The sequence below is a fragment of the Paenibacillus sp. CB74 genome (genome assembly GCF_055687625.1).
In genome coordinates, this window is record NZ_CM146009.1 from 1,189,646 (window position 1) to 1,203,589 (window position 13,944).

Sequence of the window (13,944 nt, forward strand, 5' to 3'; positions counted from 1 at the left end):
CATTGGGAGGACATAATGAGTAAACAACAGATCGGTGTTATTGGATTGGCAGTAATGGGTAAAAACCTGGCTTTGAATATTGAAAGCAAAGGGTTCTCGGTATCGGTATTTAACCGTTCCCCAGAGAAAACCCATGATCTTCTGAAAGAAGCAGAAGGTAAAAACCTGACTGGTGCGTTCACTATTGAAGAATTCGTGGAATCTCTGGAGTCTCCGCGTAAAATTTTGATTATGGTACAAGCGGGTAAAGCAACAGATGCAACGATTGAACAACTGCTTCCTCATCTGGATCAAGGCGACATTATTATTGATGGAGGTAATGCTTACTTCCCTGATACACAACGTCGCAGTAAAGAACTGGAAGAAAAAGGTTTCCGCTTCATCGGAGCAGGTGTATCCGGTGGTGAAGAAGGCGCACTGAAAGGCCCGGCAATCATGCCAGGCGGTCAGGAAAGTGCTTATCAATTGGTAGAACCGATCCTTACAGCAATCTCCGCCAAAGTGGGCGATGATGCTTGTAGCACATATATCGGACCAGATGGTGCCGGACACTATGTAAAAATGGTGCATAATGGTATCGAGTACGGAGATATGCAGTTGATTGGTGAAGCGTACCACTTGCTCAAATCCGTATTGAACGTTTCCGTTGAAGAATTGCATGAAATCTTCACAGAGTGGAATCAAGGGGAGCTGGACAGCTACCTGATCGAAATCACGGCAGACATCTTCTCCAAATACGATCCAGAAACCGGCAAACCGATGGTTGACGTTATTCTTGACGCTGCTGGACAAAAAGGAACTGGTAAATGGACGAGCCAAAGCGCGCTGGATCTCGGCGTCCCATTGTCCATGATCACAGAATCCGTATTCTCCCGTTTCCTGTCTGCGATGAAAGACGAGCGTGTAGCAGCAAGCAAAATCCTCAGTGGACCAGCAACTGAAGCATTCTCTGGCGATAAAAAAGCGTTCATCGAGAACGTTCGTAAAGCATTGTTTGCAAGTAAAATCGTATCTTACGCACAAGGATTTGCACAAATGCGTGCAGCTTCCGACGAGTATGGCTGGGATCTGAAATACGGCAACATTGCCATGATCTTCCGTGGCGGATGTATCATCCGTTCACAATTCCTGCAAAACATCAAAGAAGCATATGACAAAGATGCAGCTCTGAAAAACCTGCTGCTTGATCCATATTTCCAAAACATCGTTGAGTCTTATCAAGGTGCATGGCGTGAAGTTATAGCAGCTGCTGTAAAACAAGGTATTCCGGTACCAGGCTTCTCCAGCGCTCTTTCTTACTACGACAGCTACCGTACAGAGCGTTTGCCAGCAAACTTGCTGCAAGCACAACGTGACTACTTCGGTGCTCACACGTTCAAACGTGTGGACAAAGAAGGTTCATTCCACTTCCAATGGATGGACACCAACGAGTAATATTCGTTTCGAACATATAGCATTCTTGCAGTCGGTCATGAATTCAACTTCATGGCACCTGCAAGGGTGCTTTTTCACGTTAATGGTTCGAATTTGAATATCATCAAATTGTAATAAAATGTACGAATCTGGGTTGGGCAAACAGATGATCTGGCCCTTCATCTACGTTATACTTGTTCAGACGGAACTATATCCGTGATTAAAAATTCAGCATACAACTTATTGACGTGGAGGTTAGACCGGGCATGTTTGTATTAGCGGGTATATTATTTTTGATCGTATATGGATTATTAGTGTTCTACATAGGCTGGAGCGGTTGGAGTTGGATGAAACCAGTGGTGTCCGCCAGATTTCGATGGTTTTATATTATAGCGCTTGTATTCCTTGCTGTTTCTTTCATTTTGGCACGTGTGTTTGGAAGTATTTCGTTTCTCAGTATTATCGGTTCTTACTGGCTGGCGATCTTTTCGTTGTTATTGCTGATCCTGCCCGTCGTTCATCTTACGATGTGGTTGCTGAGATTAACCCGTATTCCTAGACATCACACACAGAAATGGGCGGGTGTCGTTACACTGGTGCTGTTAGTGTCCACAATGGGTTATGGAATTTTCAATGCTTACAGCCCGGTAGTGAGAACGTATAATATCCAGATTGATAAAAAAGTAGAAGGTGTGGACAAGCTTAACATTGTCATGGCTGCCGATATGCACTTTGGATTACTGTCTGGCCCTGCACATGCCAAACGCATGGTGGAGGAGATTAATGCGCTGAAGCCGGACCTGGTGCTATACCCGGGAGATATTATTGATGACAATCTGGATATGTATCTGAATAGCGGAATTGCTGATATTATCAGTGGAATTCAGGCTCCAAATGGTGTCTATGCTTCTCTCGGGAATCACGACAAGTTTGATGGTCCAATTGAAGAGTTGATCGCTGCGCTGGAGAAGAGCAATATGCAAGTTTTGTACGATGACAAGATTGTTCTGGACGACAAGATCACCCTCATTGGACGGAAAGACCGGACAGAGAAGGGGCGTGCGGAAGTAGCCACATTAATGCAAGGTACGGACTTGAGCCAACCGGTACTTATGATGGATCACCAGCCGTATGATCTGGATATTGCGGAACAGAACAATGTAGATCTGATGGTATCCGGTCATACTCACCGCGGTCAGATTGCACCTGCTCAGTTCATCACACAGGCTATTTATGAGAATGATTGGGGTTATCTGCAAAAAGGTTCCATGCACTCCATCGTAACCTCGGGATTTGGATTCTGGGGACCTCCAATTCGTACAAGCAGTCGTTCGGAGATTGTGCAGATTCATGTGACGTTCCAGTAATGATGAAGGCCCTTTGAGAAAAGGGATAGCTTATAAACACGTCAACCGTAGATTGATGATATCGGCTCCGCTTTATGATGACAAGCTCAGATCACTGTCATGATAAAGCGGAGTATTTCTTATGCGAAATTAGATGGGCGCCCGCTGATTAATTAAGGCGTTTTTACTAATATAAGACGGCTTGATCTCTCGGAAATCGGAGTTCAAGCCGTCTGTTTTTTTATTATGTAAGTTTAGTTTCTTACCCCGTTGTCAGGAAGGGCTTCAAACGAATAAAATGCGCCTTTTGTATTGATTTTACCGATAAGCGTTGTGGCTCCTTTTTTCGTGAAGGTGTATTCGTTGTTTTGGATACGAACGGAATAACCTTTTAGCTTAATACCAAATATAGATCTGACTGTAGGTGCAGCGATGGATAGTGCTTTGTTTTTGCTGAGCTTGGGCTTGGCGAAAGACTTTTTGAAATCAGTATCATTTTTCCAGTTAATACCTAGTTCGTTAGTGACTTTCCATACTTTTCCGGTCTTGCTGCCGATATGTACATAATTTAGATTGTCGTCATCCCGATACTGCCATAACATATCTTTTCCTTCTACGGTAAATAAGGTGTAATCAAAAGCTTTTACTGAGGGAATTCCAAGTATTTTGAGTGAATTTCGTGCTATGTTTGTCATCCATGCATAGGAATCATCGATTTTATATTGCAGAATTGCCGACATTTGATTGCCTTTGTCCACATCGATGTAAAGTTGTTGACTTGGTCCAAAGATGACCCAGTAGTTTTGGAGTAAATGTCCATGTTCTGGGTCATTGGCTTTGAAACGCCAGAAACCACTCTTAATGAAGATATCTTCATCTTCAAATGTTTTTAGGAAGGCATCAAGCTTCAGGAGCAGCGCATTATCCATGACTTTATCCAGATCAGCGTTATCATACATGATATGGGTGGACGCGACACGATTAGTATCGGGATCGTATGTTTGTGTGAAATAGGCGAACCCGGTTCCATCAATAGTTCCGTTAATGACCCACGGATCAAATGATGTATCTATTGTGGTGAATTGAATGTTCTGTTTTCCCACGAGTTTAACTAGTTCTTCACTTAAAAGTTTTTTTGTCTCCGAATCTAGGTGCTCAGCAGACTCTTGACTCTCTACCAATGAGAGGTTATTGGAATTTGCGGCCAAGGTGAGTGGGGCAGACAACAATAGTGACATGGTAGCGACAAATGCGGTCAATGAAACGATTTTTTTCAAAATGAATCCTCCTGTTAAGTTTAGGTCATATTATTAAATGTCAGTACGCACATATCTTTCAATGTACCATAAAAGTAAAATGTTGCCTAACCATATAAACGCAAACATCGATTTCCTGTTGACACCGTTTTCAGCTTATGATAAATTAGATCCGAGGCTTGTTACCGGTAATGCGGGCAAAACCACTATGGAAATGATTTTATTATTTCTGTTTTGGTTTTGCCCTTTTTTATTCCTCAAAAAAAACCAGGTGGGTCCAGAATGATTATTAAACAGATATTTAATAACAATATTGTCAGTACCGTGGATGACAAAAATCAGGAACTACTGATCCTCGGCCGGGGTATCGGATTCAAGTTCAAAGCAGGCGATGAGATTGATGAAGAGCGGATTGAGAAGGTATTCCGTCTTCAGGATACATCGATCTATGAGAAATTTAAATCCATCGTAGCTGAAGTGCCGATTGAGATTTTGCAGGCAACAGATGATATTGTGACACTGGCACGAACACAATTGAACAAAACCATCAGTGACGGGATCTATGTCTCGCTGTCGGATCACATTCACTTTGCTGTTCAACGCTTGGAAAAAGGAATGATCACTCGTAATCCACTTTCTTGGGAAGTTCAGCACTTCTATAAGGCAGAGTATGATGTGGCCAGAGAAGCATTGACTTTGCTGAAGGAAAGACTGGATATTGAATTCCCCAAAGATGAAATCTGTAATATTGCCCTACATTTCATCAATGCGGAAGTGAATGATTCCATGAATGATGTCACTCATCTCATGCAGCTGCTGCAAGAGATTATGAATATCATCAAATATCACTTCAATATCGAATTGGATGAAGATAGCGTCAATTATTTCCGCTTCATCACCCATTTGAAGTATTTCTGTCAGCGTGTCATTACGCATTCTTCACATGATGATGCCGAGGAGTATCTGTATGAAGTGGTTCGGAAAAACTATCCGGAGACATTCAAATGTATTGGCAAGATCGAGACTTTTATCCATAAGAACTATCAGTATGACATGACTCACTCGGAGCAGTTATATCTCACGCTCCATCTGGAACGTCTGATGAAAACCAAGCGGGACGTATAATGTTCACGCGATGGTATGAAATTACAACTGGATATCCCATGGGCTTGTTACTGTTCAATCAGGCAATACCCGAATGAGATGGCGCCACATTTTTGCGCTATATTCATTCGGGTATTTTTTATTGGAAAAATGAGGAGGAAAACATCATGAAACATCAGGAAGCGGCGCAGGAAATCATCAAAGCCGTTGGGGGAACCAAAAATATTAATTCAGTGTATCACTGTGTTACACGTTTGCGTTTTGATCTGAAAGACAACGATAAAGTCGATAACGGTTCACTCAATAAACTGGATAAAGTCATGGGTACGAACATTTCGGGTGACCAATTTCAGGTCATTATCGGTAACGATGTGTCGAAAGTATTCGACGCCATGGTGAAGGAACATCCAGCGATCCAGCAAAGTACGGAAAGTAAACAGCCTAAGCCGGAAAAAAGTAAAAATGTCATTCTGAATATTTTTGAGACCATCGCAGGTGTCTTCGCCCCGATGCTTCCGGCGATTACTGCGGCAGGTATGCTCAAAGGATTACTCGCACTGTTTGTGTCCGTAGGTTGGATGTCAGCTGGGACAGATACGTACCGAATTCTTTCAGCCATTGGAGACGGCGTATTCCATTACCTTCCATTACTGATAGCAGTCAGCGCGGCTCGTAAATTCGGCAGTAATCCATTTGTGGCGATTGCACTAGGAACAGCTCTCATGTATCCAGACATGACTACATTGTTATCTAGCGGTGAATCGGTCGGATTCTTGGGAATCCCGGTTACAGCAGTAAGTTATGCTTCATCGGTTATTCCGATTTTACTCGCTGTATGGTTGATGTCCTATGTTGAGAAATGGGTTGACCGTGTTATCCCTGCTGCACTCAAGCTATTGCTTGTGCCGTTGATTACCTTGCTTGTCATGGTTCCGGTAACGCTGATTGCGATCGGTCCATTGGGTACATTTGTAGGTAGCGGATTGTCTGGCGGCATCAACTGGCTGCTGAATGAAGGTGGATTGATTGCAGGTATCGTACTAGGCGGCGCAATGGCGCTCATTATTATGACAGGAATGCACTATGCACTTGTGCCGATCATCTTGAGTAATATCGCTACACTGGGCTTCGATAAATTCTTGCCATTGACCTTTATCTCCAATATGGGTCAGGCTGGTGCAACTCTTGGTGTATTCTTCCGGGCAAAAGATAAAAAACTCAAAACCGTGGCATTATCAACGAGCTTCACGGCACTCATGGGTGTAACGGAGCCGGCGATGTACGGGGTTAACATGAAGTATAAAAAACCATTTGCCGCAGCGATGATTGGTAGCGCAGTTGGTGGCGGCTTCGCCCTTGCTTTTGGCGCCAAAGCATACGTACTTGCAGGTAACGGTGGTCTCCCAGGACTTCCTTCCCTGATCGGTCAAACGTTCTGGTATTCCTTTGGCGGTATGATTCTTGCATTTGTTGTAGGTACGATTATGTCTACGATATTCGGTATTAAGGAAGAAGAAGGAGACGCTGAGGCATTGGCTCAATTCTCACCAGGCGCTTCTTCTGCGGCAGCGACAACACCTTCGAGCGATGCGGCAAGTGTAAACGTGGACGACATGGGCGCTCCAACACCAACGAGTAATGCGGTAGCCGTTGCACCAATGACAGGTAAATCCATTCCGCTCAAAGAAGTCAATGATCCAACATTCGGTGATGAATTGATGGGTAAAGGTGTGGCATTTGTTCCTACGGTGGGCGAATTGCTATCTCCAGTGACGGGTACGATCATGAATGTGTTCAAAACGAAACATGCGATCGTTGTCCGCAGTGATAACGGAATGGAATTGCTGATTCATGTCGGAATCAACACGGTGAAGCTGCGTGGACAGTACTTCGATGCACATGTGGCTACAGGAGCACGTGTACAAGCCGGAGACAAGTTACTCACATTTGAACTGGCCGAGATTGCCAAAGAATACGATATTACAACGGCTATGGTTGTTACCAATACGGCAGATTACAAGCAGGTTCTACCGGTGAAATTGGGCGATATCACGATGGGTGAAGACGTCTTGAAAGCTGAAATCTAAACCGTCTTAGGACTAATAGACAAATTCAACAAAAGAAGGAGAGATACGGATGATTCATCGACAAGGGTTTCCGGAAGGTTTTCTATGGGGCGGCGCTATTGCCGCTAATCAGGCTGAGGGTGGATTCGACGCTGGCGGCAAAGGTTGGTCGACAGCCGACATGGTTCCTTATTTTGAGAAAAAGGACTACACGAACCTTAGAGAACTGATGCATGTTACGAGTGCAACGGTTGAGAAAGCAATGGCACATCACAGTGCGGACGGTTATCCGAAGCGTTATGGGATTGATTTCTACCACCGTTTCAAAGAGGATATTGCGCTGTTTGCTGAGCTGGGCTTCAAAACATTTCGTCTGTCCATCAACTGGCCGCGCATTTTCCCGAATGGTTATGATACCGAGCCAAATGAAGAGGGACTGCGCTTCTATGACGAAGTGTTCGATGAACTCCGTAAATACGATATCGAACCTCTCGTAACGCTCTCACACTATGAGATGCCGATGGCACTTGTACTGAAATATAACGGCTGGGCAGGCCGCGAAGTGATTGGACATTTTGTAAGATATGCAGAAACCGTGATGAATCGGTACAAGGACAAGATAAAATACTGGTTGACGTTTAATGAGATTAACACGACCATTATTGAACCGTTCACAGGCGGAGGTATTATTGAAGACCGGGTGGAGAACACGATGCAGGCTTCCTATCAGGCACTTCATCATCAATTTGTAGCCAGCAGCCTGGTAACGGAAAAAGCACGTCAGATTAACCCGAACTTCCAGATCGGATGTATGCTTGCACGCATGATTCACTACCCGGCGACATCGAAGCCAGAGGATGTGCTGCAAGCACAGATCGATAACCAGCTGAACCTGCTGCATACGGATGTACAAGTTCGTGGTAGTTACCCAACATTCATGGCTCGGTACTGGGCAGAGAACGGGATTACCATTGCCATGGAACCGGGGGATGAGCAGATCCTGCGTGAGCACACAGTTGACTTCATCTCATTCAGTTATTACACATCCTTGGTGTCCGCAGTAAATCCAGAAGAATATGGAGTGACTGGAGGCAACCTGTACAGCACGATTAAGAATCCGAATCTGGAGCGTACGGAGTGGGGTTGGCAGTTGGATCCGATTGGTCTGCGTGTAGCATTGAAAGAGTTGTATGATCGTTACCAATTGCCATTATTTGTGGTGGAGAATGGACTTGGCGCAAAAGATACCGTTGAAGCAGATGGTTCCATTAACGATGATTACCGGATTGATTATCTGAGAAAACATATTACACAAATGAAAGAAGCCGTTATGGATGGTGTGGACCTCATGGGCTATACCAACTGGGGAGCGATTGATATCATCAGCGCATCCACTTCGGAAATGTCCAAGCGTTATGGCGTGATCTACGTGGATCAGGACGACAACGGACAAGGCACATTGAATCGGTATAAGAAAAAAAGCTTTGGTTGGTACCAAAAAGTCATTGCCTCCAATGGCGAAAACTTGGAATAGATTAATCTGAATAGGCACCCCAGGCGTAGCTAGTGTTACGTCATCGGGGTGCCTTTTTAATATCATTTCGCAGGATTTTCATCAGCACTAAGGGCACTTTAATGCATAAAAGATGACTACATAACATGCTGGATGGTATACTGTGATCGTATTGGGGGAGGGATAACCATGAAGAAGCCTATTATTGCTGTAGATATGGATGACACGATATGTCATCTGGTCAAGCGGGCTATATATCACAACAACCTTAACTTCCCGACCCATCCGTTGCGGTATGAGGATATGATTCATTGGGATACATCCCATTTGCGTCATCCAGAGAGCACGCACGATGTATTTTATGGTCGGCCGGGTCTTTTCGAGGAATTGGAATTATACGACGAGTATGTTGTAGATGAGATGCGCAAGCTGAACGATGCTTATGATGTCATTGTCGTGACGGCAGCAGAACCAAAAACAGTGGTTGAGAAGTGGAACTGGCTTCAGCAGCACATGCCTTTTATAACCGCAGAACAGTTTATTACATGCAAACGAAAAAACTTGCTCGGATTCGATCTGCTCATTGATGATGGGGCACATAATCTGATTCCCGCGCATGAGGATGGAAAAAAGGTTATCTGTATCCCGCATCCGTGGAATATACAGGAGCGTGAGCGATACAACTTTCCGTTGATGTCTTCATGGAAAGAAGCCAAGGCATACATAGATGAAATGTTACAGGTTGTTGGTGTCTAAAAGGTAGGTAATCTTATCGTCCAGAGTGAAGTGCTCTGGATTTTTTGCGATAGGCGAGAGGTGTTTCGCCTGTTATTTTTTTGAATGCGGCATAGAATGAATCCATATCCCGATATCCGACCAGCTCGGCAATCAGGCTGACTTTGTGCTGTGAATTCTTTAGAATTTCGCAGCTTTTTTGTATGCGTAGATGTTGCAGGTGGCCGCTAAAGGTCTGTCCGGTATGCCGCAGAAACATTCGCCCAATCTGCTTTTCGCTCCAGCCTGATATGCGTACCAGATCAGACATCCGAATACGATTGCTTACGTGTTCCTTGATATAGTGAAGGATGTAATCAAACCCAGTGGAATGATTTTCTTCATCCTGATCCTTTTGATACAGTTGTCTATAGGTCATCAATACCAACTGGCTTACCAAGGTGTATAACATGGTAGACGAGCCGATTCCATGAACGGAGGATTCACGATACAGCTTCACCATTAGTTCTTCCATCTGATCGTTGCGATCCACAATGGATATATAAGGAACCTGATTTTGTGCCAAGTCCATCAGATGTTGAATGATTTCTTTCTCCTGAATGATGGCTGTCAGCGTGTTGATCAACTCAGCATTAAACAGACAATTATAGATAATTAGCGGATGCTCGGTCACATTTGTGCTCGCAGGACGAAAGACATGAGGAACGCCAACAGGAATGACAAACAGCATGCCTTTCTTCACGGGAATGACATCTTCACCGATATGATGAAAGCCCTTTCCTTCAGCAACATAGCTATACTCAATAAAATCATGTGCGTGAAAAGGGAGCATAAAATCTTCAGAGCAACGATTGACAAAAAGTTGCAGATGATTATGCAGAAAGTATTCGCTTTTCATAAGTTGTACAGATGAATCCACAGGCAACCTCCTCGCATAGATGGCTGAATCACCGGATGAAATAGTCCGGATCACCGGGTATTTACGACAGCAGGATCGATATAATTATATCGTAACCCCGAATGGGAAGCCAAGATGGAAAGGACGATCTGCTAATGTTCAACGTTAGTCACCTTCGCTGTGAATATAGAGTCAACCCGATAGGCCTCGATGTAAAATCACCGAGATTAAGCTGGCAGTTGCAGTCCGATCGGCGGAACTGTATGCAATCCGCTTACCAGGTACAACTCTCCCTAACGAAAGATTTTGAAGGGATTACATGGGATTCTGGCGAGATAAGCAGTGATCAATCCATACATGTGGAACTAAACCATTTTCAGCCTTCTCCGCAAACGCGATACTATTACCGGATTCGCGCATGGGATGATGCAGGAAGTGATTCAGACTGGTCCGAAACGGCTTATTTCGAGATGGGACTTATGGATCGTCATAACAAGTGGCAAGCAGAATGGATCACAGCTCAAGCATCAGATGATGGAGATACGTCATGCCCGCGTATGCGCAAGCAGTTTAATGTGAAACAACCTGTTACGTCTGCCAGAATATATGTCACAGCACTTGGATTATACGAGTTGTACATCAACAACTCAAGAGTAGGAGAAGATTATTTTACACCTGGCTGGACTTCTTATCGTAAGCGATTACAATATCAAACCTATGATGTTACCCACTTGCTTCAAAATGGACAGAATATATTGGGTGCATATCTTGGAGATGGCTGGTATCGGGGATATCTTGGCTGGAACAAAGAACGGGAGATATTTGGTTCAACGTCCGCATTGCTGTTGGAACTGCATATGAAATACGCAGATGGATCAGAGGAATGTATTGTATCCAATGGTGAGTGGACGACTGCTCCAAGTGCCATTCGCATGTCGGACATCTATATGGGGGAGACGTATGATGCGCGATTGGAGTCTGATTGGTCGGATACATCTGAAGTGAATTGGTCACCTGTGAACATATTGGAACATCCCCAGGATATCATCGTTGCGCAGGAGAATGTACCCGTTACCCAAGTCGAACAAATACAGCCAATCGCCTTCGTAACAACCCCACAGGGAGATCGTGTAATAGACATGGGGCAGAATATGGTGGGATGGGTGAGATTTAGCATTCAAGGTGAGGTCGGTCAGACGGTTGAGCTGCACCATGCTGAGATATTGGATCATGAGGGCAACTTCTACACCGATAATCTTCGCGCTGCCAAGCAGTGTATTCGCTATACGTGCAAGGGGGATGAAGTAGAAACATTTGAACCGCATTTTACGTTCCAGGGGTTCCGATATGTGAAACTGGTTGGCTTTTCTGAACACATTCATCTCGATAATTTCACTGGCATAGTGCTGCACTCAAATATGGAGCAAACAGGTCAGTTCTCGTGCTCCAGTCCCCTGGTGAACCAACTGCATCACAATATATTGTGGGGGCAAAAGGGGAATTTCCTTGATGTGCCGACAGACTGCCCACAGAGGGATGAACGGCTCGGGTGGACCGGTGATGCACAGATGTTTGTCCGCACGTCCTCCTACCTCATGAATACGGCGCCATTTTTCACCAAGTGGTTGCGGGATCTGGAAGCGGATCAGGGAGAAGATGGAGGTATTCCATTCTTCGTTCCGGATCTGAGAAGTTCCACGTCGGAAGGATGGGGAGACACCAGTCATTCCTCCGCCGCTTGGGGTGATGCAGCAGTCATCTGTCCTTGGACCATCTATGAGATGTATGGGGATGCCAGATTACTGGCTGAACAATATGAGAGTATGAAGCGGTGGATCGAGTACATTCATGGGCAGGGCGATAACCCATATCTGTGGAACACTGGATTCCACTTTGGCGATTGGCTGGGACTGGATTCCAAGCCGGATAGTTATGTTGGCGCAACGGACACGGACTATGTAGCAACTGCATTCTATGCCTATTCGGTTTCGTTAACTCAAAAAGCGGCAGAGGTACTTGGTAAGACAGATGATGCTGAATATTATAAAATGTTGCATACGAACATTGTTCTTGCGTTTAACAAAGAATTCGTCACTCCAGCCGGCAAAATTGCTGTTCCAACGCAAACAGCGCATGTTCTTGCGCTTCAATTTGACCTGCTGGACGCGACTGCACGAACTCGCGCTGTCGATCAATTGGCAAAACTTGTGAAAGAGGCGGGCAATCATCTTACTACAGGCTTTGTGGGTACACCTTATCTGAATCCGGTACTGAGTGATGCAGGTCTTCACGATCTGGCTTATACATTACTTTTTCAAGAGGATTATCCGTCCTGGTTATATCAGGTGACTCAAGGCGCAACGACAGTCTGGGAACATTGGGATGGGATCAAAGAGGATGGCAGTCTCTGGAGTGCTGATATGAACTCATTTAACCACTATGCGTATGGTGCGATTGGGGAATGGTTGTATCGTTATGTTGCCGGAATCAAGTCCGATGAACATCAGCCAGGATTCCGAATGGTGCATATTGAGCCGCAACCCGGACCTGGACTGGATTGGGTGGAAGCGAGCTTGGAGACGATGTATGGTCAAGTTGCTTCAAGTTGGCATCGGCTGGCGGAGGGAGAAATGGAGATACGCGTGCACATTCCTGTCAATACGAGAGGTACGGTACGTCTTCCTGGAGCAGGTGCACAGATCGTTCTGGAGCAAGGGAAACCGTTGGATCAGGTAAATGAAGTTCAGGATATTCGAAGTATTGGAGACGATATTGAAGTTACACTTGGATCAGGAAGTTACCAATTCAAGTACAAGGACACGGATATGAAGAAGGACCGAGATGTTCAGGATGTTACATTGACAGAGTCCGTATAATAATAGAATAAACGGTAAGATGTACTTTTGAATAGGATCTGCTCACACGCAGGTCCTTTTTCGAACTTGTCTGATGGAAGAGCAAGAATGTTGTGTCCTGGAAGCGGCAGCATGGTAGTTTCAATATCTGTTGGGAGGGTGTAATGACTGTGGGGAAAGAACATGTTAGATTAATTAAACCATCGCGAGCGTATAAGGATGCATATTTGGAATTTTATGAAGACTGGGTGAGAAGTGGAGAGTTGATGGTACCGTGGGTCATTTCCAAAGATCCTTCTGCTTTTGATGAGATGTTGGCGTTTTTGCAGCGCAATGAACAAGGTATCGATATTTCCGAAGGTTGGGTCAAAGACAGTACATACTGGCTACTCACCGAGAGTCAACAAATCGTGGGTGCTGTAAATATAAGGCATGAGCTTAACGACAAATTGTTCAACAGTGGAGGACATATTGGATATGGCATTCGTCCTGGAGAGCGGCAAAGTGGCTATGGTTCCGAAATTCTCAGGCTCTCTTTGGAGAAAACGAGAGAGCTTGGAATCACCAAAGTATTGGTCGTATGTGATGCAAATAATGAGCCATCCAGAAGAGTTATTCTTCGAAATGGTGGCATTCAGGATGAAAACTATGTGGAGTCCAATGGCAATGTTGTTGAACGATTCTGGATAGAGAATGTCGAATAATGAAGAATGGTGGTGAAATTTAACGAAAATAATATAGATTATGATTGTAATACC

10 protein-coding genes are annotated in these 13,944 nt (G+C 44.6%); 8 read left to right on the forward strand and 2 right to left on the reverse strand.

All coding sequences use genetic code 11. The annotated features are described in order from the left end of the window. Nucleotides 1-15 precede the first annotated feature (15 nt). Entirely contained in the window at nt 16-1,434 is a 1,419-nt protein-coding gene (gene gndA, locus ACX9NY_RS05485) for an NADP-dependent phosphogluconate dehydrogenase (protein WP_339255977.1), read from the forward strand. Between the two features lie 245 nt (nt 1,435-1,679). Continuing rightward, the gene (locus ACX9NY_RS05490; RefSeq protein WP_472477452.1) at nt 1,680-2,780 is read left to right on the forward strand and encodes a metallophosphoesterase; all 1,101 of its coding nucleotides are present in this window, start codon (nt 1,680-1,682) and stop codon (nt 2,778-2,780) included. Between the two features lie 233 nt (nt 2,781-3,013). Here the strand turns inward: ACX9NY_RS05490 and ACX9NY_RS05495 are convergent, their stop codons facing one another. Next, nucleotides 3,014-4,036, reverse strand: coding sequence for a hypothetical protein (locus ACX9NY_RS05495; RefSeq protein WP_472477454.1), 1,023 nt, complete (start codon nt 4,034-4,036; stop codon nt 3,014-3,016). Nucleotides 4,037-4,297: 261 nt separating this feature from the next. Between ACX9NY_RS05495 and licT the strand changes: the two genes are divergently transcribed. The 4 genes from licT to ACX9NY_RS05515 all read left to right on the forward strand — a co-directional run bounded on the left by licT (nt 4,298) and on the right by ACX9NY_RS05515 (nt 9,454). Further along, nucleotides 4,298-5,140, forward strand: coding sequence for a BglG family transcription antiterminator LicT (gene licT, locus ACX9NY_RS05500; protein ID WP_339255973.1), 843 nt, complete (start codon nt 4,298-4,300; stop codon nt 5,138-5,140). 146 nt (nt 5,141-5,286) lie between these two features. After that, nucleotides 5,287-7,206, forward strand: a complete 1,920-nt coding sequence (locus tag ACX9NY_RS05505; RefSeq protein WP_472477456.1) for a beta-glucoside-specific PTS transporter subunit IIABC — start codon at nt 5,287-5,289, stop codon at nt 7,204-7,206. Nucleotides 7,207-7,255: 49 nt separating this feature from the next. Continuing rightward, nucleotides 7,256-8,719: a glycoside hydrolase family 1 protein gene (locus tag ACX9NY_RS05510; protein WP_472477458.1), complete on the forward strand. Its 1,464-nt coding sequence runs from the start codon at nt 7,256-7,258 to the stop codon at nt 8,717-8,719. 168 nt (nt 8,720-8,887) lie between these two features. Beyond that, on the forward strand, nt 8,888-9,454 hold the full coding sequence (locus ACX9NY_RS05515) for a 5' nucleotidase, NT5C type (RefSeq protein WP_339234829.1): 567 nt from the start codon (nt 8,888-8,890) through the stop codon (nt 9,452-9,454). A gap of 13 nt (nt 9,455-9,467) precedes the next feature. Here the strand turns inward: ACX9NY_RS05515 and ACX9NY_RS05520 are convergent, their stop codons facing one another. Next, complete coding sequence (locus ACX9NY_RS05520) at nt 9,468-10,352, reverse strand: helix-turn-helix transcriptional regulator (protein WP_342570457.1); 885 nt, start codon at nt 10,350-10,352, stop codon at nt 9,468-9,470. A gap of 134 nt (nt 10,353-10,486) precedes the next feature. Here ACX9NY_RS05520 and ACX9NY_RS05525 point away from each other — a divergent pair, with 134 nt between their 5' ends. Then, the gene (locus tag ACX9NY_RS05525) at nt 10,487-13,207 is read left to right on the forward strand and encodes a family 78 glycoside hydrolase catalytic domain (protein WP_472477461.1); all 2,721 of its coding nucleotides are present in this window, start codon (nt 10,487-10,489) and stop codon (nt 13,205-13,207) included. Nucleotides 13,208-13,350: 143 nt separating this feature from the next. After that, nucleotides 13,351-13,890 (forward strand): GNAT family N-acetyltransferase, encoded by a 540-nt coding sequence (locus tag ACX9NY_RS05530; RefSeq protein ID WP_342570455.1) that lies wholly within the window; start codon nt 13,351-13,353, stop codon nt 13,888-13,890. The last annotated feature ends 54 nt before the right edge of the window (nt 13,891-13,944 follow it).

Coding starts and splice junctions, on each gene's coding strand:
- gndA (WP_339255977.1), top strand. CDS start 16: ATGAGTAAACAACAGATCGGTGTTATTGGATTGGCAGTAATGGGTAAA.
- ACX9NY_RS05490 (WP_472477452.1), top strand. CDS start 1,680: ATGTTTGTATTAGCGGGTATATTATTTTTGATCGTATATGGATTATTA.
- licT (WP_339255973.1), top strand. CDS start 4,298: ATGATTATTAAACAGATATTTAATAACAATATTGTCAGTACCGTGGAT.
- ACX9NY_RS05505 (WP_472477456.1), top strand. CDS start 5,287: ATGAAACATCAGGAAGCGGCGCAGGAAATCATCAAAGCCGTTGGGGGA.
- ACX9NY_RS05510 (WP_472477458.1), top strand. CDS start 7,256: ATGATTCATCGACAAGGGTTTCCGGAAGGTTTTCTATGGGGCGGCGCT.
- ACX9NY_RS05515 (WP_339234829.1), top strand. CDS start 8,888: ATGAAGAAGCCTATTATTGCTGTAGATATGGATGACACGATATGTCAT.
- ACX9NY_RS05525 (WP_472477461.1), top strand. CDS start 10,487: ATGTTCAACGTTAGTCACCTTCGCTGTGAATATAGAGTCAACCCGATA.
- ACX9NY_RS05530 (WP_342570455.1), top strand. CDS start 13,351: ATGACTGTGGGGAAAGAACATGTTAGATTAATTAAACCATCGCGAGCG.